Source organism: Rhodospirillales bacterium (genome assembly GCA_016699855.1).
Lineage (GTDB): Bacteria > Pseudomonadota > Alphaproteobacteria > Reyranellales > Reyranellaceae.
The window spans coordinates 182,200-203,714 of record CP064988.1 but is presented as its reverse complement, the minus strand read 5'-3'; the positions used below and the strand labels follow the sequence as shown (position 1 = coordinate 203,714).

General features: G+C 71.0%; 20 protein-coding genes. 11 read left to right on the top strand and 9 right to left on the bottom strand.

Translation table 11 applies throughout. From position 1 onward, the window contains the following. Window position 1 precedes the first annotated feature (1 nt). A complete protein-coding gene (locus tag IPK81_00935) occupies window positions 2-1,165 on the bottom strand; it encodes a CoA transferase (protein QQS12883.1) in 1,164 nt (387 codons plus the stop codon). A gap of 5 nt (window positions 1,166-1,170) precedes the next feature. Continuing rightward, the gene (locus tag IPK81_00930) at window positions 1,171-2,076 is read right to left on the bottom strand and encodes an EamA family transporter (GenBank protein QQS12882.1); all 906 of its coding nucleotides are present in this window, start codon (window positions 2,074-2,076) and stop codon (window positions 1,171-1,173) included. 131 nt (window positions 2,077-2,207) lie between these two features. On the opposite strand from IPK81_00930, the gene IPK81_00925 reads away from it, so the two are divergent. From IPK81_00925 to IPK81_00910, 4 genes are all read left to right on the top strand, one after another. Then, entirely contained in the window at window positions 2,208-2,624 is a 417-nt protein-coding gene (locus IPK81_00925) for a DUF350 domain-containing protein (protein QQS12881.1), read from the top strand. Between the two features lie 42 nt (window positions 2,625-2,666). Further along, window positions 2,667-3,665: a trypsin-like peptidase domain-containing protein gene (locus IPK81_00920; protein ID QQS12880.1), complete on the top strand. Its 999-nt coding sequence runs from the start codon at window positions 2,667-2,669 to the stop codon at window positions 3,663-3,665. Window positions 3,666-3,818: 153 nt separating this feature from the next. Next, entirely contained in the window at window positions 3,819-4,553 is a 735-nt protein-coding gene (locus IPK81_00915) for an MBL fold metallo-hydrolase (protein QQS12879.1), read from the top strand. Window positions 4,554-4,769: 216 nt separating this feature from the next. Continuing rightward, a complete protein-coding gene (locus IPK81_00910) occupies window positions 4,770-4,973 on the top strand; it encodes a DUF2892 domain-containing protein (GenBank protein QQS12878.1) in 204 nt (67 codons plus the stop codon). Window positions 4,974-5,029: 56 nt separating this feature from the next. On the opposite strand, the gene IPK81_00905 is transcribed toward IPK81_00910, so the two are convergent. The 5 genes from IPK81_00905 to IPK81_00885 form a co-directional block, all read right to left on the bottom strand. Further along, window positions 5,030-6,184, bottom strand: coding sequence for a hypothetical protein (locus tag IPK81_00905; protein ID QQS12877.1), 1,155 nt, complete (start codon window positions 6,182-6,184; stop codon window positions 5,030-5,032). A 226-nt stretch (window positions 6,185-6,410) separates the two neighbouring features. Beyond that, complete coding sequence (locus IPK81_00900) at window positions 6,411-8,300, bottom strand: TIGR03619 family F420-dependent LLM class oxidoreductase (protein QQS12876.1); 1,890 nt, start codon at window positions 8,298-8,300, stop codon at window positions 6,411-6,413. A gap of 334 nt (window positions 8,301-8,634) precedes the next feature. Beyond that, window positions 8,635-9,852: an NADP-dependent isocitrate dehydrogenase gene (locus IPK81_00895; protein QQS12875.1), complete on the bottom strand. Its 1,218-nt coding sequence runs from the start codon at window positions 9,850-9,852 to the stop codon at window positions 8,635-8,637. 147 nt (window positions 9,853-9,999) lie between these two features. Further along, window positions 10,000-10,599: a TIGR00730 family Rossman fold protein gene (locus IPK81_00890; GenBank protein ID QQS12874.1), complete on the bottom strand. Its 600-nt coding sequence runs from the start codon at window positions 10,597-10,599 to the stop codon at window positions 10,000-10,002. 608 nt (window positions 10,600-11,207) lie between these two features. Further along, window positions 11,208-11,723 carry a hypothetical protein gene (locus tag IPK81_00885; GenBank protein ID QQS12873.1) on the bottom strand — a complete coding sequence of 172 codons (516 nt, stop codon included), beginning with the start codon at window positions 11,721-11,723 and terminating at the stop codon, window positions 11,208-11,210. Window positions 11,724-11,751: 28 nt separating this feature from the next. On the opposite strand from IPK81_00885, the gene IPK81_00880 reads away from it, so the two are divergent. From IPK81_00880 to IPK81_00865, 4 genes are read left to right on the top strand one after another with little or no spacing between them, the layout of a single operon-like run. Further along, entirely contained in the window at window positions 11,752-12,507 is a 756-nt protein-coding gene (locus IPK81_00880) for a LysM peptidoglycan-binding domain-containing protein (GenBank protein QQS12872.1), read from the top strand. 31 nt (window positions 12,508-12,538) lie between these two features. Continuing rightward, the gene (locus tag IPK81_00875; GenBank protein ID QQS12871.1) at window positions 12,539-13,228 is read left to right on the top strand and encodes a phosphatidylserine decarboxylase; all 690 of its coding nucleotides are present in this window, start codon (window positions 12,539-12,541) and stop codon (window positions 13,226-13,228) included. Window positions 13,229-13,246: 18 nt separating this feature from the next. Continuing rightward, a complete protein-coding gene (gene pssA, locus IPK81_00870; protein QQS12870.1) occupies window positions 13,247-14,104 on the top strand; it encodes a CDP-diacylglycerol--serine O-phosphatidyltransferase in 858 nt (285 codons plus the stop codon). Between the two features lie 22 nt (window positions 14,105-14,126). Beyond that, window positions 14,127-14,738, top strand: a complete 612-nt coding sequence (locus tag IPK81_00865; GenBank protein ID QQS12869.1) for a CDP-alcohol phosphatidyltransferase family protein — start codon at window positions 14,127-14,129, stop codon at window positions 14,736-14,738. 4 nt (window positions 14,739-14,742) lie between these two features. Here the strand turns inward: IPK81_00865 and IPK81_00860 are convergent, their stop codons facing one another. Beyond that, a complete protein-coding gene (locus IPK81_00860; GenBank protein QQS12868.1) occupies window positions 14,743-15,495 on the bottom strand; it encodes an SDR family NAD(P)-dependent oxidoreductase in 753 nt (250 codons plus the stop codon). Then, entirely contained in the window at window positions 15,492-16,013 is a 522-nt protein-coding gene (locus IPK81_00855; protein QQS12867.1) for a histidine phosphatase family protein, read from the bottom strand. The genes IPK81_00860 and IPK81_00855 overlap by 4 nt, the downstream gene beginning before the upstream one ends. A gap of 228 nt (window positions 16,014-16,241) precedes the next feature. Here IPK81_00855 and IPK81_00850 point away from each other — a divergent pair, with 228 nt between their 5' ends. The 3 genes from IPK81_00850 (at window position 16,242) to clpA (ending at window position 21,501) form a co-directional block, all read left to right on the top strand. Continuing rightward, the gene (locus tag IPK81_00850; GenBank protein QQS14912.1) at window positions 16,242-18,539 is read left to right on the top strand and encodes an RNA degradosome polyphosphate kinase; all 2,298 of its coding nucleotides are present in this window, start codon (window positions 16,242-16,244) and stop codon (window positions 18,537-18,539) included. Between the two features lie 340 nt (window positions 18,540-18,879). Further along, window positions 18,880-19,152, top strand: coding sequence for an ATP-dependent Clp protease adapter ClpS (gene clpS / locus IPK81_00845; GenBank protein ID QQS14911.1), 273 nt, complete (start codon window positions 18,880-18,882; stop codon window positions 19,150-19,152). A 42-nt stretch (window positions 19,153-19,194) separates the two neighbouring features. After that, complete coding sequence (gene clpA / locus IPK81_00840) at window positions 19,195-21,501, top strand: ATP-dependent Clp protease ATP-binding subunit ClpA (GenBank protein ID QQS12866.1); 2,307 nt, start codon at window positions 19,195-19,197, stop codon at window positions 21,499-21,501. Window positions 21,502-21,515: the final 14 nt, after the last annotated feature.

Below are 21,515 nucleotides of genomic sequence, written 5' to 3'. Positions count from 1 at the left end.
CCTAGGCCTTGGCGCCGGTCAGCGCGGCGATGTCGGAATCGTCGAGGCCGGCGGCGCGCAGGACCTCGGCGGTGTGTTGCCCGAGGCTGGCGGTGAAGTCGCGCGCGCGCGCGCCCGACGCGGAGAGGCGGAACGGCGGGTTGGGCACGCCCACCTCGCCGCCGGCGTCGCGCACCATCTCGACGATGCCGCGGTGGCGCGCCTGGTCGTCGCTCATCGCCTCCTTCACGGTGCGGTAGGGCGAGCAGGGGACGCTGTGCGCCTCGAGGATCGGGATCAGCTCGGCGATGGTCTTTGTGCCGGACCACGCCTCGATCTCGTCCATGAACTCGGCCCATTTGAGCCGCCGGTCGGCGTACTTCTCGAAGCGCGGATCGGTCAGCAGGTCGACGCGGCCCGACGCCTTCACGAGGTCGGTGAAGGTGCGCTCGCTCGCCGTGGCGATGATGATGTGGCCGTCCTTGGCCAGCACCGGCCCGAACATCGGCCGCGACGACACCTCGATCGGGTTCTGCGCCCGCTGGAACTCCGACATCAGCAGATGCAGCATCCCGTCCATCATGGCGACGTCGACGAACTGGCCCTCGCCGGTGGTCTTCCTCTGGACCAGCGCCGCCATCGCGGCGCCGAAGGCGTAGGCGCCGGCCTGGAAATCGGCCACGAAGATGCCGTTGAAGTCGGGCTTGGTGCGCTGGCCCTCCTGGTAGGTCAGGTGCGCGACATCGAAGCCGGCGGCGGCGTGCACCACCGGCGCGTAGGCCGGCCGGTCGGCGCCCGGACCGTCCTGCCCGTAGCCCGAGATCGCGACGTAGATCAGGTCGGGTTTGATCTTCCTCAGCGATTCGTAATCGAGGCCGAGCCGCTTGGTGACGCCCGGTCGGTAGTTCTCGACCACCATGTCCGCCGTGGCGATCAACCTGCGCACGGCGGCCACGGCCGCCGGGTTCTTGAGGTCGAGCGCCACGCTCTTCTTACCGGCGTTGAGGTGGGCGAACATGCCGCTGGCGCCGGACCGCAGCGGCGGGCGCGTACGCATCATGTCGCCGTCGGCGGCCTCGATCTTGATCACCTCGGCGCCGAGATCGGCCATCAGCCGGGTGCAGTGCGGACCGGCGATCGTGGTGGTGAAATCGACGACCCGGATTCCTTGGAGAGCGTCTGCCATTGTCCCTACCGGCCCAGGAGAACGAGGACGACGCCGGCCACGACGAGCACGCTGCCGACGAACTCGCCCATGGTCGGGCGCTCGTTCAGCATGTAGCGGCTGGCGACGAAGGTGAAGACCAGTTCGATCTGGCCCAGCGCCCGGACCAGGGCGGCGCTCTGCAGCGCCATGGCCATCGCCCAGCCGGCGGAGCCCGCGACGCTCAGCAGGCCGACCGCGCCGGACGACCGCCAGGTCACGGCCACTTTGCGGAACTGCTCCGGCTCGCGCGCCGCCAGCCAGGCGCCCATGATCAGCGTCTGTAGCGTGTTCATCAGCGCCAGCGTGAAGATCGCGCGGATCATGAAGTCGCCCGAGGGCAGGTGAAGCGCGCCCTGGCGGATCGAGATCGCCGCGACGCCGAAGATCGCGCCGGCGGCGATGCCGACCAGCGCCGCCTTCTGGGTCCAGCCCAGGACGATGTTGCGCAGCCCCTTGGTGTCGCCCTTGACCGACAGCACCAGCACGCCCACGAGGCTGATGACGATGCCGGCCCAGGCCAGCGCGCCGATCGGCTCGGCGAGGAACAGCGAGGAGACCAGCGCGACCTGCACCGTCTCGGTCTTGGCGTAGGCGGTGCCGACGGCGAAGTTGCGCAGCTCGAAGGTGTAGATCAGCAGCGAGGTGGCGACGATCTGCGCCACGCCGCCCAGCGCCGCCCAGCCGACGAAGATCCAGTCCCATTCCGGCAGCGCGCGGCCGCCGACCGTCAGCAGCAGGACCAGCATCGCGATCGACACCGGCGCGCCGTAGACGTAGCGCACGAAATTGGCGCCGTTGGTGCTGAGCAGCGCCTTGAGCTTCTGCTGGAAGGCGGTGCGCACGCACTGGAACAGCGCCGCCGCGACCGTGATCGGAATCCAGAGTTCCACGCGTCTTCTTTCTTCGGTCGTTTCCGCCCTCGGACTGGACTGTATCCGCCCGGCCCGGCAGAGTCATGCTGGCGCCGCCGCAAGGGTGCCCCGCGGCCCGGTGGCCGCGCGCGCCGGGAGGACCATCAGCGATGTTCGACGCCGTGCTGGCCAGCGCGCTGAAGGCGCTGCCGACGTTCCTGACCCATTTCGGCGCGACGGTCGCGATCCTGATCCTGGGCGTGCTGGTCTACACCCGCATCACGCGCCACAACGAGACCCGCCTGATCGACGAGGGCAACGTCGCCGCCGCCACCGCGTTCGGCGCCGCCGTCCTCGGCATGGCGGTTCCGCTGGCGATCTGCCTGGCGCGCAGCGTCAGCGTGCCGGACATCCTCGTCTGGGGCGTGGTCAGCCTGGTCGTGCAGATCGCGACGTTCTTCGCCGTCGACCGCATCTTCAGGGACCTGTCGCGGCGGATCGAGCGCGGCGACATGGCGGCGGCCGTCGCGGTGGCCTCGACCAAGCTCGGCGTCGCGGCGATCAACGCCGCGGCGATCGCGGGCTGAGCGCCGTGCGCCCCTCCGCGACGCCGATCTGACGAGGCCGCGATGCTGCGCGGGTTCGGCATCTGGGCGGCCGTCGTCCTCGCGTTGCTGGTGGCGCTCGACTCCGTGATGGACCGGAGCGGCGCGCGCCGTCCATCGGCGCCCCCGTCGCAGAGCCAGCCGCGCCCGCCGCCACCGCCGCCGGAATCGGCGGGCGTACGACCGCCGGTCCAACCGCCGGACGCCAACATGCCGGTGCCGCCGCCGCTCGCGGGTCCGGGGTCCACTGCCGGCGTCGAGGCTGCCCCCGGCGGGACGCCCGGCGCATCGACGCGGCCGCCCCTGCCGGGGCTCACGGGTCAGGACTACGTCATCACCGTCAACTCCGACGGGCCGCGGCAGACCGACGGGCTGGGCACCGCGTTCGCGCTCGATCCGGCCGGCGTGTGGTTGACGGCGGCGCACGTCGTCGACGACTGCAAGGCGGTGTTCGTGCGGCGCGGCAACGACTGGCGGCCGGCCAGGTCGGTGCGCCTGCATCCCTCCGCCGACGTCGCGGTGATCTACGGCATCGAGACCGGACCCGCGGTGACGTTCGGCGCGCACGCGACGCCCGTGGTGGGGCAGAACGCGTTCCATGTCGGCTTCCCGCAGGGCAAGCCGGCGCAGGTGTGGTCGCGCTACATCGGCCAGGCGCGCATCGAGCGCAAGGCGCGCGGTCTGCCGCCGGAGCCCGGGCATGTCTGGGTCGAGGTCGAACGGTCGCCGGATTTCGAGGGCTCGCTCGGCGGCCTGAGCGGCGGACCGACGTTCGATTCGCGCGGGCGGCTGGTCGGGGTGACGATTCTCGAATCCTCGCGCCGCGGCCGCATCACGACGGCGCCGCTGGACCGCGTCGGCGACCTGTTGCGCATGACGCGCACGGAGGCCAAGCCCGCGGCGCCGCCGGTGGCGATCTCGGCCGAGGATTTCACCCGCGTCGGACAGGCGCTGCGCGCCGCCGGCACCGTCACCGCCGCGTTCTGCTCGTGGAAGGGCGATACCGTCCCGCGCCGCCGCTAGAGTGGCGGGCCGCCCCACGAGCGGCCGGCGTGTTCACGCCTCTCGCGTGGTGACGCATATGTCCCTCTCCGCCAAGAAGCGGGGGAGAGGGAAGTGCGCGTCGCCACCCGGGCTATGCTTTTCCGATACCCGCGAACCGAGGAGGCCATCGCCATGGCGAACGAGACACGCGTCGACGAGATCGCGGCCGGAATCCACCGGCTATCGACCTTCGTGCCGGGCACGGCCGGGCCGGCGGGGCTGCAGTTCAACCAGTTCCTGATCGACGCCGATCAGCCGATGCTGTTCCACACCGGCCAGCGGAGCCTGTTCCCGGGCGTGTCGGCCGCCGTGGCGCGGATCATGCCGCTGGAGCGGCTGCGCTGGATCGGGTTCAGCCATATCGAGAGCGACGAATGCGGGGCGCTCAACGAATGGCTGGCGGCGGCGCCGGCCGCGACCGCGATGCACAGCCGGCTGGGCTGCAACATCTGGCTCAACGAGTGGGCGGCGCGGCCGCCGCGCGCGATGGTCGACGACGAGCGCCTCGACCTCGGCGGCAAGGTGGTGCGCTGGCTGGCGACGCCGCACCTGCCGCACGGCTGGGACGCGGGCGTGGTGTTCGAGGAGACGACGGCGACGCTGTTCCCGAGCGACCTGTTCACCCAGGCCGGCGATCCCGCCGCGACCACCGGTGGCGACATCCTCGATCCATCGCTGGCGGTCGAGAAGAGCTTCGGCTTCACCAGCGTGACGCCGACCGCGCCGTCCACGACGCGCCGGCTCGCCGACCTCGCGCCGCGCGCCATCGCGGCGATGCACGGCTCCTCGTTCCTCGGCGACGGCGCCGCCACGTTGCGCGGGCTGGCGGATTTCTACGCCGGGCGGCTGCGGGCCGCGGCGGTCTGACGACGGCGCGCCCGCGCGCTCATGTTCCTCGCCGCCATCGGTGGCGAGGCCAGGTGAGGGGGCGCCGGCCGTGGCTCCGTGCGGCCGCGTCCCAATCGTTTGCGATAGCCCTCGGGGCCGGGGGAGGGCCGCGGCGTCGATTGATCGCGGTCAACGACCGATCACGCGGGTCGTGCGATCTGACCATCGCCCTCGTTCGGGAATCGGAGCCGCCGCATGCAAACCAATATCGGGACCGTCGACCGCGTCCTGCGCATCATCCTCGGAGTCGGGCTCTTGGGGATGCTCATCTGGGTGTCCGGGCCCGCGAAATGGTGGGGCCTGATCGGGCTGGTGCCGCTCGCCACCGCGGTGTTCCGCTGGTGCCCGGCCTACGTGCCGTTCGGTATCCGCACCTGTCCGGCCGACGGCGGAAAATGACCGGCCGCCGCCGCTAGGCGCCGCCCGCGAGCGGGCGCGCCGGCGCTTCGCCGCGCTCAGACCATCGCGTCGTTCAGTTCCACACCCAGCAGGCTCTTTCCCTGGATCTCGATGTTCGTGTCGAAATCGAGCATGGCATGGTGGGTCGCGGTGTTCATGTCGCGGAAGAACGCCTGCATGACGTTGTCGTCCTGCGCGGCGCCGGCGCCCGCGCCGTCGAACAGCCGGTTGCTCGCGCGCCGGCAGAGCTCGGTGGCGTAGGCGGCGTTCCAACGGACCTGCGCGCGCGCCGCCGTCGGCATGGGCGGGTCGTGCCGCATCGCCTCCTCGAGGAGATCGCAGCTCCGCTGGGTGAGCGCCCAGGCGCAGGCGATCTCCGCGCTCGCTTCCGCGACGCGCCGCTGCGTGCCGGCGCTCTGCGCCTTCTCGAGGCCGGTGTACGCGTCCCGGCGCCCCCGGGCCTGCTCGACGAAGAGCTTCAAGCCCCGCTCGGCCATACCGACGATCGTGCCGAGCAGCATCGTGGCGAGGGTCGGGCGGATCGGCAGCTGGTAGAGCGGTATATCCACGCCGGAGACGGTGCCGAGCTGCGCGTCGCCCATCGGCACCGCGTAGTGGCCGGGTATGAAGACGTTGTCGAGCACGACGTCCTTCGAGCCGGTGCCGCGCATGCCGAGCGTGAACCATGTGTCGTCGATGGCGCAGTCCGCCTTCGGCATCACCACGATCAGCGACGGGCAGGATTGATCGAGCTCGTTGCGCACGCCCTTGCAGCCGAGCAGCACCCAGTCGCCGTGGTCGATGCCGCTCGCGTAGGGCCAGCGCCCGTCGAGGATGTAGCCGCCGGTCGTCCGCCTGCTGGTGCCGCGGGGCGTCGGCACGCCCGGGATCAGCATGCCCGGGTCGGCGCCGAATATCTCGTCCTGGCCGCGACGCGGCAGGCGGCCGGCGATGAAGGTGTGGGCGGCGCACACCATCAGCACCCAGGAGGCGGCCGTGCTGCCGTGCGCGACGACCCGCTCGGCTTCGACGAGCGCGCGCGGCGACAGCTCGTAGCCGCCGTAGGCGGCCGGACTCACCAACCGCGTCAGCCCCGCTTCGTGCAGGAGCGCCACGGCGCGGGCGCTCAGCGCGCGCGTCGACTCCGATTCCGCCTCGGTCGCCTTGAGCGCCTCGACGATCCTCATCGCGTTCCCGGCGGCGTCGATCATCTCTCCCTCCCTCGAACGCGCGCCGGCGGGCGCCTGCTTGCTTCTGGCGTCGGATCTCTCGGCATACGCGACAGGGGCGACGATCGGGTTCGCGGCGGTCACGAAGCCGTCAATGATCGTGGGGCCGATGCCGACCAGCGCGTCGTCGCCGAGCGCGCAGCGATGCGGAGTTTCGCTTGCGCCAGCGAGCGCCGCGCGCCGAGACGCGCGCCGCGCTCGCCCGCCCCTACGCCGCCACCCTCACGAACTTCTCGATCTCGCCGAGGCGGCGGTCGACGCGGTCGGGCTGCTGGCTGCCGAGGTTGACGACCAGCCGGTGCACGCCCAGCGCGGCGTATTCCGCCAGCGCGTCGGCGGTCGTCGTCATCGGCGGCGTGACGATGATCTCGTAGTCCGGCCCGCGCTTGCGGCCCTCCTTGGCGAAGGCGGCGTCGAGCTTCTCCAGCATGCCCTTGGTGCGCGCCGGATCGAGGTTGAAGCCGTACCAGCCGGCGCCGAAGCGCACGGCGCGGCGGAACGCGGCGTCGGCGTAGCCGCCGACGATGATCGGCACGTGCGGCTTCTGGACCGGCTTGGGATCCATTCGCATGGTCTCGAACTTCACCCACTTGCCCTTGAAGTCGACCACCGGCTCGGTCCACAGCCGGCGCATCACCGTCAGGAACTCATCGCAGCGCGTGCCGCGATCCTCCCAGCGATAGCCGCAGGCCTCGACCTCCTCCTTGTTCCAGCCCACGCCGATGCCGAAATCGATCCGCCCGTCGCTCAGCCAGTCGAGCGTGCACATCTCCTTGGCGGTGTAGATCGGGTTGCGCTGCGGCACGAGCGCCACGCCGGTGCCCAGCCGCAGCTTCGTGGTGGCCGCCGCGAGGAACCCGAAGGTCGCCGTCACGTCGAGCATGCCGCCGCCCTCGGGCACCGGGATGCGGCCGTCCTTGGAGCCGGGATAGCCGTAGGTGTTCTTGTCGAACAGCGCCACGTGCTCGCCCATCCAGATCGAGTCGAGGCCGATGCCCTCGGCGCGCCGGCCGAAATCGCGGATCATCGCGGGCGTCGCCTGAGGCGACATGAAGGTGGAGAAAACGCCGATCTTCATGGTCTGGCTCCTGGTGCGGAGAGGGCTTGGCCGCGCGATCCTCGCTATCGCGGCGCGAATGTCAAAGGCCGCCGGCGCACCCGGCCTGATGCCGTCCGGCATACGGACCTGCCGGCGTCGCGCCTCGTCGATCAGTCGCGCGCGACCGCGCGGGACCGGAGGCAGTGGGCGACGGCGTAGCTGACGGCGTGGAAGAGCGGCCCGGAATGCGCCGTGCGGCAGCGGAGGAATGGCGGCGTCGGCACGCTGAGTAGCGGCGAGCGCGGCGCGCCTCCCGCGCCTAGGCGGGGATCGGCGGGGGCGGTGGCGCCCGGCGCGGGCGCCGCGCCGCCCCCATGCCGGCGGAGACCAGCGACACGGCCAGCCCGCGGCGCTTGTCGAACCAGCCCGTGACGATGACGATGGTCGGCGCGAGGATCGCGCCGGCCGCGATGGCGCGGCGGCGCGCCCATGCCGGCCGAGACCAGCGACACGGCCAGCCCGCGGCGCTTGTCGAACCAGCCCGTGACGATGACGATGGTCGGCGCGAGGATCGCGCCGGCCGCGATGGCGCGGCGGCGCGCCCATGCCGGCCGAGACCAGCGACACGGCCAGCCCGCGGCGCTTGTCGAACCAGCCCGTGACGATGACGATGGTCGGCGCGAGGATCGCGCCGGCCGCGATCCCGACCAGCACGCCGCAGGCGGGCTGGAACTCGAGCAGCGTGGTGGCGCGGCTGGCGAGCGCCAGGCCGAGTCCCAGCAGGATCGAGCCCGTCAGCACCACCGGCCGCGGCCCGAACCGGTCGGTGGCGGCGCCCCACGCGAAGGTGGCGACGCCGATCGTCAGGAAGTCGAGCGTCATGGCGCCGGAGAGGCCAGTGTGCGACCAGCCGGTGGCGTCCGACATGGGCTGCAGGAACACCGCCAGCGGGAATATCGCGCCGATGGCGACGCAGCCCAGCAGCGCGCCCGCCGCGACGACGACCCAGCCGTGGTGGAGTTTCCTGTCGGCGCTCCCCGACCTCGACCATCCGTCCATTGGAAGACGGCGGAGGGGTGCCGGAACCGACATCGGTTGGAAAACACCCTCGCGCTGGGAACGCGGGTTGTCGAGCCGCGATACGGAATAAGGGGTGATTTTGTATATTGTATACAAAATACAATATACAAAATCGGAATCGCCCGTTTCGGCGACGTCCGCAGAGCGCTCCGATGCCGTGAATCCGGGGACTCAAATGTCCCGATCGCGATTCGCGGCACCCCGGATTGGAGGGGTGAGACGAACGCCGCGCGCCGCCCTCGGCGGGCACGAAAAAAGGGGCCGGGATCGCTCCCGGCCCTCCATCGATCCGCCGATCAAAAACCGGCGCGGGCTACCACTTCGCCATCCGCTCCTTGAGCATGCCGTCGAGCGTGTCGAGGAACTGCTGGGTCGTCTGCCACGGCTCGTTGGGGCCGATCAGCAGCGCGAGGTCCTTGGTCATCTTGCCGCCCTCGACGGCGTCGACGCAGACCTTCTCCAGGGTCTCGGCGAACTTCACCACGTCGGGCGTGCCGTCGAACGAGCCGCGGTACTTCAGGCCCTGCGTCCAGGCGTAGATCGACGCGATCGGGTTGGTCGAGGTCTGCTTGCCCTTCTGGTGCTCGCGGTAGTGCCGCGTGACGGTGCCGTGGGCCGCCTCGGCCTCGATCGTCTTGCCGTCCGGCGTCATCAGCACCGAGGTCATGAGGCCGAGCGAGCCGAAGCCCTGGGCCACGGTGTCGCTCTGCACGTCGCCGTCGTAGTTCTTGCACGCCCAGATGAAGGCGCCGTCCCACTTCAGGGCCGACGCGACCATGTCGTCGATCAGGCGGTGCTCGTAGCCGATGCCCTTGGCCTTGAACTTGTCGGCGAACTCCTCGTCGAACACCTTCTGGAACAGGTCCATGAAGCGGCCGTCGTAGCGCTTGAGGATCGTGTTCTTGGTCGAGAGGTACACCGGCCAGCCGCGGATCAGGCCGTAGTTGAACGAGCTGCGCGCGAAGCCGATGATCGAGTCGTCGAGGTTGTACATCGCCATCGCGACGCCGGAGCCGGGGAAGTCGAACACGTTGTGCTCGATCACCTTGCCGTCCTCGCCCTCGAACTTGATCGTGAGCTTGCCCTTGCCGGGCACGAGGAAGTCGGTGGCGCGGTACTGGTCGCCGAAGGCGTGACGGCCGATGACGATCGGCTTGGTCCAGCCCGGCACCAGGCGCGGCACGTTCTTGCAGACGATCGGCTCGCGGAAGATGGTGCCGCCGATGATGTTGCGGATCGTGCCGTTGGGCGACTTCCACATCTCCTTGAGCTTGAACTCCTTCACGCGGCCCTCGTCCGGCGTGATGGTCGCGCACTTCACCGCGACGCCGTGCTGCTGCGTCGCCTTGGCGGAGTCGATCGTCACCTGGTCGTTGGTCTTGTCGCGGAACTCGACGCCGAGGTCGTAGTACTTCAGGTCGATGTCGAGGTACGGCAGGATCAGCTTGTCCTTGATGAACTGCCAGATGATGCGGGTCATCTCGTCGCCGTCCATCTCGACGACGGGGTTCTTGACCTTGATCTTCGCCATGGAAATCGACCTTTCGCGGTGGGACGGATCGGATTCGGCGGGGCGCCACCACCCACGCGCCGGCGCGCGGGTTTTAGGGCGCCCGCCGCGGCGCGACAAGGGGGGTGGGTCGCGCGGCCGCGCCGCGCCGTGGCGCGGCAGCGGCGCTCAGGTGCGGTCGAGCGGCTTCTGGATGGCGCCGCGCGGCATCGCCGCCAGCGTCGACAGGACCTCGTCGACGGTGTCGACGAAGCGCATGCCGTCGCGGATCGGCGCGCTGGCGAAGCCGCCGTCGACCATGCGGTCGACCAGATCCTGCAGCGGCTGCCAGTAGTCGGCCTGGTCGACCACGACCATCGGCTTGTCGTGCAGCCCCAGCGTGCGCCACGACAGGATCTCGAACAGCTCCTCCAGCGTGCCGACGCCGCCGGGCAGCACCACGAAGGCGTCGGAGCGCTCCGACATCGCCATCTTGCGCTCGTGCATGGTCTCGACCACGACGATCTCGGTGAGCCCGTCCATGCCGGCCTCGGCCCGGCGCAGGAAGTCCGGGATCACGCCGACCACGCTGCCGCCGGCCGACAGCGCGGCCCGGGCGACGACGCCCATCAGGCCGATGCCGCCGCCACCGTAGACCAGCGTCAGGCCGCGCTCGGCCACCATGCGGCCGAACCGCGCGGCCTCGACGGCGTAGGCGGGGTCGTTGCCGGGGCGCGAGCCGCAGAAGACGCAGACGGATTTGAGCGTTCGGGAAGGGGCGGAAGGCATCGAGGGATCGGAACCCGGGTCCACGGTTGGGGATGAAGCGGCGAAAGCGATTCCCGCCTCGGGGCTTTGCCGCCATGATGTGTTCCCATGAAGCGCGTATAAGGTCCAGAGGTTCCGGGCACCGGTATGAGCAGCAAATCTCCGCCTCCGGGCGGACCCCCCGACATTGCCGACGAGCGCACCATCCGGGTCGCCGTCGAGGCGCTGGCCGCGCGTCTCGGGCCATCAGCCACGCAGGCGTCGGCGCCGCCGGCGGCGGGCGCGACGGCTCGGGAGACGCCGACCGTCGTCACGCGGGTGTCGCGCACGCCGGCGCCGCCCGAGATCGACGTGTGGAAGACCGACGGCGCGCCGCCGGCGAAGATGGTGAGCCCGGCGACCGGTCCGGCCGGAGGCGACGCCCCGACCCGGCGGAATCCACCGGGCGCCGGATCGAGCGACGGGGCGAATCCGCCGAGCCCCGCGGGGCTTGGCAGGATGGCGAGTCCCGCCAGCGCGCACGGCGATTTCCCGACCGCGAAGACCGGCGGCGCGAAGGGTGGCCGCGCGGTCTTCTGGATCGGCGGCGCCGTGGTCCTCGCGTTGGCCGCGTTCGGCCTGACGCAATGTCAGCCGGATGTCGCGCGTTGGATCGCCGGTAAGTCGCCGCCCGGCGGCCGGGTGTCGACGGCGGATTCGGGTAAGCCGGCGTCGACGCCGTCCGCGCTGGCGCCGGGATCGTCGGCGCCCGGCGCCGCCGCGCCATCCGGAGCCGGCGCACCGCCGACGGCGTCGTCGAGCGTCCCGTCCACCGCGTCCACGGCGCAGCCGTCGAGCACGCCGGCGTCAGCCCCGCAACCCGGCGCCACCGACCCCGCGGCCGCCGCGCCGGCTGCCGCCGGATCGACGCCGTCGACCGCGCCGCCAGCGCCCGCGGCGCCGACCGATGCCGGATTCCCGCCGCCAGCGCCCGAGCCGCCCGAGGTGACGTCGGCCGACATGCGGCCGCCGCCGACGACCTCTTCGGCGGCCACCTCCGCACCGGCCGTACCACCTGCGACGACGTCGGCGCCGGCCACGACTGCACCCGCCGGGACGCCGCCGACCACCGCGCCAAAGCCGGTCCTCGCGCCGAGCTTCGACATCGCGCGCGTCGGGCCCGACGGCCGCGCCGTGATCGCCGGTCGCGGCGAGCCGGGCGCCCGTGTGGTCGTGCTCGATGGCGACAAGGAGCTCGCCACGGTCGAGATCGATTCGCGCGGCGAGTGGGTGGCGCTGGTCAACGACCCGCCGCTGGCGCCGGGCGCGCACGAGCTGCGCCTGGTGATCCGCAAGGACGGCGCCGAGGTCGCGCGCTCGGACCGCACCGTGGCCATCGTCGTGCCGAAGCCGGCGGCCGATGCCGCCCCGCCGCTGGTGGTGTCGACGCCGGTCGCCAGCGGGCCGAGCACGGTGCTGCAGGCGCCGGGCGGACGCGATTCACTGGCGCGGTCCGGCGATCTCGTGCTCGGCGCGGTCGACTACGACGGCCGGGGTCGCGCGACGATCTCCGGCCAGGCGGCCCCCGGCGCCGCCGTGCGCGTCTATCTCGGCGACAAGCCGGTGGGCGAGGCGGTCGCCGGCGCGGACGGAAAGTGGGAGGTGCGGCCGGCGGAGACGCTGCCGGTCGGCCGCCAGGCCCTGCGCCTGGACCGCCTGGGGCCCGGCGGGACCGTCGCGTCGCGTCTTGAAGTTCCGTTCGAGCGTGTCGATCTACCGTCGGGAGGCAGCGTGACCATCGCCCGTGGCGACAACCTGTGGAACATCGCCCGCGCGCGGCTGGGCGACGGGCCGCGCTACACCGCGATCTACGAGGCCAACCGCGGACAGATCCGCGATCCCGACCTGATCTATCCCGGACAGGTCTTCGTGATTCCGAAGGCGCCGTGACCCGCGCGCCCGGCGCCGACGGCGGAAGCAGATGCTCTCAGACTTCCTGATCCCCCTGCACCGCGAAGGATGGCGCTTCGTCGCCATCTTCGCGGCCGTGACGCTGGTCATGGCGTTGTTCTTCGCGCCTCTGTTCTGGCCGGCGCTGCTGCTGACGTTGTGGTGCGTGTACTTCTTCCGCGACCCGCCGCGGCTGACGCCGCAGCGCGAGGGACTTTTCATCGCCCCGGCCGACGGGCTGGTGCGCAGCGTCGGGCCGGCGGTGCCGCCCAAGGAGCTCGGCCTGGGCGACGCGCCGATGATGCGGATCAGCGTCTTCCTGAGCGTGTTCGACGTCCACATCAACCGCATCCCGGCCGACGCCACGATCGAGGTCGTCGCCTACCATCCCGGCAAATTCCTCAGCGCCGCCGACGACAAGGCCAGCGACGAGAACGAGCGCATGGGCGTGGGCCTGCTGCTGCCGGACGGCTCGCGCGCCGTGGTCGTGCAGATCGCCGGCCTGGTGGCCCGGCGTATCGTCTGCGAACTGCGGCCGGGACAGCGCGTCCGCGCCGGCGAACGCTACGGGCTGATCCGCTTCGGCAGCCGCACCGACCTCTACCTTCCCGATGGCGTGGCGCCGCTGGTCGAGGTCGGCCAGCGGATGATCGGTGGCGAGACCGTCATGGCCGACCGGCTCGCCGCGGACACCGCGCCCCGACCGGCGCGCGAACTCTAGGCTGCGGAGGCGCGGGCCATGGACGAGTCCAGGAACGGGAGAGTGGCCGGGAGCCGCGCCGGCCGCACGCTGCGCGGCCTGTCGTTCAACCGCATGCTGCCGAACATCATCACGCTGACGGCGCTGTGCTCGGGACTGACGGCGATCCGCTTCGCGCTGGGCGGCGATTTCCGCGCCGCGGCGATCGCGGTGATCGTCGCCGGCATCCTCGACGCGCTGGACGGCCGCGTCGCGCGCCGCCTCAACACGACCAGCCGGTTCGGCGCCGAGCTCGATTCGCTGTCGGATTTCTGCGCCTTCGGCGTGGCGCCGGCGCTGGTGCTGTACCTCTGGACGATGGGCTCGGCCGGCACCTTCGGATGGCTCGCCACGCTGCTGTTCCCGATCTGCAGCGCCATGCGGCTGGCGCGCTTCAACGTCGGCCTGCAGAACGACGAGAAGCCGCCGATGTGGGCCGGCGCGTTCTTCACCGGCGTGCCGGCGCCGGCCGGCGCGTTGATCGTGCTGGCGCCGCTGATGCTGGGCCTGAGCCCCGAGCTCGCCTGGACGTGGACCCGCGATCCGCTGCTGGTGGGCGTGTTCCTCGTCGTCGTCGGCGGCCTGATGGTCAGCCGCATCCCGGCCTACTCGTTCAAGAAGGGCCGCATCCCCGACCATCTCGTGCTGCCGGTGTTCCTCGGCGTGGCGTTGCTGGTCGGGCTGCTGGCGACGGCGCCGTGGGTCACGCTGCCGGCGCTGGCGATGATCTACGTGGCGACCCTGCCGCTGAGCTGGCGCGCCCGGCGCCGGCTGGAGGAGGCCGAGCGGTCCAAGGCGGCGCCGGCCGAGGTCGTCGAGCTGCGCAGCGTCACCGGCGACGGCGGCGAACGCCGTTGAGGCGCGCCGCGGTAGCGCGCCGATGCTCGATCCGCTCATGCGTCGTCTCGTCGATCCGCCGCTCAAGGCGGCGGGACGGCGCCTCGCGGCGTGGGGTGTCGGCGCCGACGCGCTGACCGTGGCCGGCCTCGCGGTCGGTCTGCTGGCGGTCCCGCTGATCATCCACGGCTGGTTCCTCTGCGCGCTCGCGGTCGTCGCGCTCAATCGCGTGATCGACGGGCTCGACGGCGCGGTCGCGCGCCATCGCGGGCCGACGGATTTCGGCGGCTATCTCGACATCGTCGCCGACATGCTGTTCTACGCCGGGGTCGTGCTTGGCTTCGCGTTGCGGGATCCGGCGGCCAACGGCGTCTGGGCGGCCGTGCTGCTCGCGAGCTTCGTCGGCACCTGCGCCTCGTTCCTCGGATGGGCGGTGATCGCCGCGAAGCGCGGCGACACCACCGAGGCGCGCGGGCGTAAATCGTTCTTCCACAGCGCGGGTGTGATCGAGGGGACGGAGACGATCGCGTTCCTGGTCGCGCTGTGCCTCTTCCCGCGATGGTTCGCGGAGATGGCCGCCGTGTTCGCGGCCTTGTGCCTGTGGACGGTGGTGATGCGCGTGCTGGCGGCGCGCGCGGCCTTCGGCGGGCGCTGACCGCCTACGCGGCCCGTCCGAGCAATCGCGACGACAGGGCGGCCGGCAACGCCTGCGCCAGCCACACGCCGGCGCGCAGCGGCCACGGGAATGCGATCCGCGCGCGGTCGCGCTCGAGCCCGCGGCGGATGATCGCCGAGGCGCGCGCGACCGGCATCAGGAAGGGCATCGGGAACTTGTTGCCGTCGGTCATCGGGCTGACGACGAAGCCCGGACACACCGCCGTCACGCCGACGCCGTCGCGTCGGAGCTGGAGACGCAGGCTCTCGGCCAGGATGCGCACGGCGGCCTTGCTCGCGTTGTAGCCCGGCGCCAGCGGCAGGCCGACGAAACCCGCCAGCGAGCTGACGATCGCGACCTGGCCCGCGCGGCGCGCGCGCATCGCGGGCAGCAGCGGCAGGATGGTGTTGAGGACGCCGTCGACGTTGATCTCCAGGGTCCGGCGCAGCGCCGCCCCGTCGCCGAGGTCGCGGCCCTTCTCGAGCGCGACGCCGGCGTTGGCGATCACGAGATCGAACGGGTGGGCGGCGTCTTGCGCGCCGAGCCAGACGGCGAACGCCTCGCGGTCGGTGACGTCGATCGTGGCCGTGTCGACGGTCGCGCCGCGCGCCCGGCAGGTGGCGGCGACGGCCTCGAGGCGGGCGGTGTCGCGCCCGGTCAGGGCCAGGCGCACGCCCGCCGCGGCGTAGTCGACGGCCAGCGCCGCGCCGATCCCGCTCGACGCGCCGGTGATCAGGATCGATTTGAAACGGCTCATCGCGTTTCGAGATCGCGCGGCCGCACGAAGGCGAACAGCTCGCCGCGGGTGCGTCCCAACGCGCCCCAATCATCGAGCGGCAGCCGCAGCCACGCCACCGCGCCGGTCGGGAATTTGCCGCGCAGGCTGGCGATCGCGCGCTCGTCGCCGATGGTGGCGAGGCGGGCGGCAAGCGCGCCGATGCCGTCGTTGTGGCCGACCAGCAGGGCGCAGGCGGTGTCGTCGCCGAGGCCGCGCAGGCGGGCCAGCAGCTCGTCGGCCTCGGCGAGATACAGCGCCGGCTCGAACGCCGGCGGCGCGGCGGTTTTCAAGGCCGGGGTGACGAGGTCGAGGGTCTCGCGCGTGCGCCGCGCGGGCGAGCACAGGATCGTGTCCGGCCGGGCGCCGAGGCGGGCGAGTTCGCGTCCGACCGCCGTCGCGGCGCGGCGCCCCCGTGGATTGAGCGGTCGTTCCCGGTCGCCCCCGGCGGTGGCGCCGAGGCCGGCCTTGGCATGCCGCATCAGCAATAGGTCGCGCATCGTCGTCCGCCCCGTCCGTCCGGTTTCCATCCCGCCGCAACGCTTACCGCGTTCCCCGGCCGGGCGGCAGGTCTATCGCATCCGGCGTTCTCTTCCCTTTTCCCCCGAAGGCGGCGGAGAAGGGAAGGGAGGTTGGGATTCGACGCGCCGCGCCTGATGCGACGACCCGCCGGGCGAGGGGGAGAAGGAGAACTGCCCGAAGTTCAGCGTATGGGGGCGGTAACGCGGATGTTGCCGGAATGTTCGCGGCGGCGGCGGTGTCATGACTTCGACACACGGTTGGCCCTATACTTCGACCTTAAAGTCGCCGCGTGCCAGGCCATCCGCCGGTCGTCGCCGCGGTCTCGGGGAGCGCGCGTGAAACCCTCCACAGCGAACGTCCTGCCGGTCGAGGCGGCCCCGCCGCCGGGGGCCGATTCCGCAGCGCCGGGCCGGCTGATCAACCGCGAGCTCTCGTGGCTGGCGTTCAACACCCGCGTGCTGGAGGAGGCGAGCAATCCGCGCCACCCCCTGCTGGAGCGCGTCCGCTTCCTGTCGATCTCCGCCAACATCCTCGACGAGTTCTACATGGTCCGCGTGGCGGGCCTGCGCGACATGCTGCCGAAGCGCGCCGGCGAGCGGTCCGACGACGGGCTGACGCCGGTCGAGCAGCTCGCGGCGATCCGGGCGGCGGCGTCCGAACTGATGGGCACGCAGCAGGCGACCTGGGACAAGGTGCGCCAGGACCTGCGGCAGAACGGCATCGCGGTGCTCGACGACACCGAGATCACGGACGCCGAGCGGGCGTGGCTCAACGACTATTTCGTCGAGCACGTGTTCCCGGTGCTGACGCCGCTGGCGGTCGATCCCTCCCATCCGTTCCCGTTCATCCAGAACCTCGGTTTCTGCGAGATCCTGCAGCTGCGCAGCGCCACCGGCGGGCGCAACATGATGGCGCTGCTGCCGCTGCCGCCGCAGGTCGACCGGTTCGTCCGTCTGCCCGGCCCGGCGATCCGTTTCCTGCCGCTGGAGGAGATGATCGCGGTCTACCTCGACCGGCTGTTCCCGGGCTACGAGGTGGTGCACCGCGGCCGCTTCCGCGTGATCCGCGACAGCGAGGTCGAGATCAACGAGGAGGCCGAGGACCTCGTGCACGTCTACCAGGACGCGCTGAAGCGGCGGCGGCGCGGCGAGGTGGTGTCGATCTCGATCAACGCCGACATGCCGGAGACGCTGCGCGCATTCCTGTTCGACCAGCTCGAGATCGCCACCGGTTCCGTCGACGTGTTCGAGCTCGACCGCATCCTCAACATCGGCGACGTCTCGGCGCTGATCGCCGACGGCCGGCCCGATCTCAAGTTCCCGCCCTACGAATCGCGCTTCCCCGAGCGGATCAGCGATTTCGGCGGCGACTGCTTCGCCGCGATCCGCGCCAAGGACATCGTCGTCCACCATCCCTACGAGAGCTTCGACGTCGTCATCCGCTTCCTGCGCCAGGCCGCGAGCGATCCGGCGGTGATCGCGATCAAGCAGACGCTGTACCGCACCAGCAAGGACTCGCCGATCGTCAAGGCGCTGATCGAGGCGGCCGAGGCGGGCAAGACCGTGACGGCGCTGGTCGAGCTCAAGGCGCGGTTCGACGAGGAGGCCAACATCCGCTGGGCGATGGACATGGAGCGCGCCGGCGTCCAGGTCGTCTACGGCTTCCTCGACCTGAAGACCCACGCCAAGGTGTCGATGGTGGTGCGCCGCGAGGGCGGCGGCACGCGCACCTACGTGCATTTCGGCACCGGCAACTACCATCCCGTGACGGCGCGGGTGTACACCGACCTGTCGTTCTTCACCTGCGATCCGGCGATGGGCCGCGACGCGGCGCGCATGTTCAACTACATGACCGGCTACGCCCAGCCCGACCGCATGGAGAAGCTGTCGGTGGCGCCGGTGATGCTGCGCGATACGCTGATGCACCTGATCGAGCGCGAGATCGAGAACGCCCGCGCCGGCAAGCCGGCGGGGATCTGGGCGAAGATGAACTCGCTGGTCGATCCCCGGATCGTCGAGGCGCTGTACCGCGCCTCGCAGGCCGGCGTGAAGATCGAGCTGGTGATCCGCGGCATCTGCTGCCTGCGCCCCGGCGTGAAGGGGCTCAGCGAGAACATCCGGGTCAAGAGCATCGTCGGCCGGTTCCTGGAGCACAGCAGGATCGTGTGTTTCGGCAACGGCCACCGCCTGCCGTCGCGCCGCGCCAGCGTGTTCATCTCGTCGGCCGACTGGATGCCGCGCAACCTCGACCGCCGCGTCGAGATCCTGATCCCGATCGAGAATCCCACCGTGCACCAGCAGGTGCTCGACCAGATCATGGTCGTGAACCTGCGCGACGAGGCCCAGAGCTGGGATCTCGGACCCGACGGCGTCTACGTCCGGCGCGCGCCCGGCCTGGCGGCGTTCAGCGCGCATACGTACTTCATGACCAATCCCTCGCTGTCCGGCCGCGGCAGCGCCCTGCGCCGCGCCGGCACGACCCCGGCTTTGCTGCCGGAGGGGTGACACGGCGCCGGCGCCGTCTTCCCGCCACCGCGCGGGGCGGCCCGCCTTCCGTAGCGTCTTCCACCGCCGGGACCTCCGCCCGGCCGCCGGCCGCGAACCGTTTTGGGCCGGGCCGAACCCGCGCTATGATGCGGTCACCGGGCGGGGCCTTTCCGCCGGGCGCGCCAGTACCTATCTGTGGCTGGCGCGGGTGCGACGCGGTGGAGTCGACGGGTAGATGGCAGGCGGGAATTTCGGGCGTGCATGGCCGGTCATGACGGGCGAACCGCCGCGTCGCGACGACGGCGACGATGGCGACGGGGGCGGCGGCGCGGGCCGCCCCGGCACGGGCGCGACCACGTTGACGCGGCCCAAGACCAAGAAGCCGTCGATGTACAAGGTCCTGATGCTCAACGACGACTACACGCCGATGGAGTTCGTCATCCACGTTCTGGAGCGGTTCTTCCAGAAGGGCCACGAGGAGGCCACCCGCATCATGCTGCACGTCCACCAGAAGGGCGTCGGCGTGTGCGGGGTGTACACCTACGAGGTGGCCGAGACGAAAGTGACGCAGGTGATGGACCTGGCGCGGAAGAACCAGCATCCGCTCCAATGCACCGTCGAGAAGGAATGACCGGTTGACCGCGCCGGTCGCGCGCGGTCGGGAGTAGAGCTCATGTTGTCCAAGAATCTCGAGCAGACCCTCCATCGCGCCCTGCACATCGCGGGCGAGCGCCGCCACGAGTACGCGACTCTCGAGCACCTGCTGCTCGCGCTGGCCGAAGATCCCGAGGGCATGGCCGTCATGAAGGCTTGCGGCGTCGACCTCGAGCGCATCCGCCGCGACATCGCGCGCTACGTCGACGAGGAGCTCAAGGGCCTCGCCACCGACAGCGTCGGCGACCCGCAGCCGACCGCCGGCTTCCAGCGCGTGGTGCAGCGGGCGGCGATCCACGTCCAGTCGTCGGGCCGCGACGAGGTCACCGGCGCCAACGTGCTGGTCGCGATCTTCTCGGAGCGCGAGAGCCACGCCGTCTACTTCCTCCAGCAGCACGGCATGAACCGCCTCGACGCGGTCAACTTCATCAGCCACGGCATCGCCAAGGCGCCGGGCAAGAGCGAGGGCAGGCGGGTGCGCGGAGCCGACGAGGAATCCGGCGGCGAGAAGCCGGTCAAGGACGGCGACGAGGCGCTCAAGGCGTACTGCGTCGACCTCAACCAGAAAGCCCGCGACGGCAAGGTCGATCCGCTGATCGGCCGCGACCTCGAGCTCGAGCGCACCATGCAGGTGCTGCTGCGCCGGACCAAGAACAACCCGCTCTACGTGGGCGAGCCCGGCGTCGGCAAGACCGCGATCGCCGAGGGCCTGGCGCGCCGCATCTTCGAGGGCGACGTCCCGGACGTTCTCAAGGACTGCGTCATCTACTCGCTCGACATGGGCGCGCTGCTCGCGGGCACGCGCTACCGCGGCGATTTCGAGGAGCGACTCAAGGCGGTGCTCTCGGAGCTGAAGGCGAAGCCCGGCTCGATCCTGTTCATCGACGAGATCCACACCGTGATCGGCGCCGGCGCCACGTCCGGCGGCTCGATGGACGCGTCGAACCTGCTGAAACCCAGCCTGCAGAGCGGCGAGCTGCGCTGCATGGGCTCGACCACCTACAAGGAATACCGCAACCACTTCGAGAAGGACCGCGCGCTGGTGCGCCGGTTCCAGAAGATCGACGTGCCCGAGCCGACGCCGGCCGACGCCATCAAGATCATGACCGGCCTGAAGCCGGTCTACGAGGCGCACCACAAGGTCAGCTACACCGACGACGCCGTGAAGGCCGCCGTCGAGCTGTCGGCGCGCTACATCAACGACCGCAAGCTGCCGGACAAGGCGATCGACGTGATCGACGAGGTCGGCGCGACGCAGCTGCTCAAGCCGGCGGCCGAGCGCAAATCGGTGATCGACGTCGGCGACATCGAGGAGATCGTCGCCAAGATCGCGCGCATCCCCCCGAAGAGCGTGTCCAAGGACGACAGCGAGGTGCTCAAGCACCTCGACCGCAACTTCAAGACGGTGGTGTACGGCCAGGACAAGGCGGTCGAGCAGCTCGTCGCGGCCATCAAGCTGGCGCGCGCCGGCCTGCGCTCGCCCGAGAAGCCGATCGGCTGCTACCTGCTGGCCGGCCCGACCGGCGTCGGCAAGACCGAGGTCACCCGCCAGCTCGCCAAGCTGCTGGGGCTGGAGCTGATCCGCTTCGACATGTCGGAGTACATGGAGCGGCACACCGTCTCGCGCCTGATCGGCGCGCCGCCGGGCTACGTCGGCTTCGACCAGGGCGGCCTGCTGACCGACAAGGTCAACCAGCACCCGCACTGCGTCATCCTGCTCGACGAGATCGAGAAGGCGCATCCCGACGTGTTCAACATCCTGCTGCAGGTGATGGACTACGGGAAGCTGACCGACCACAACGGCCGCTCGGTCGACTTCCGCAACGTCATCCTGTGCATGACGACCAACGCCGGCGCCGCCGATCTCGCCAAGGCGCCGGTCGGGTTCGGCCGCGAGACGCGCATCGACGAGGACGACGACGCGATCAACCGCATGTTCGCGCCGGAGTTCCGCAACCGCCTCGACGCGGTCATCAAGTTCGCCAATCTCGGCCCCGAGACGGTCGGCATGGTGGTCGACAAGTTCATCGCCGAGCTCGAGGTCCAGCTCGCCGACCGCAAGGTGCTGTTCGAGCTGACCGACGAGGCGCGCAAGTGGCTGGCGACCAAGGGCTACGATCACCTGTTCGGCGCGCGGCCGCTGGCCCGCATCATCCAGGAGCACATCAAGAAGCCGCTCGCCGAGGAGTTGCTGTTCGGCCGCCTGAAGGAGGGCGGCGTCGTCAAGATTCGGGTCGATGGCGACAAGCTGGCGTTCGACTTCCCGCCGCCGGCCGACGAGCCCTCCGGTCCGATGTCGCCGCCCGAACCGGCGCTCGCGGGCTGATGCGCGGGGCCTTG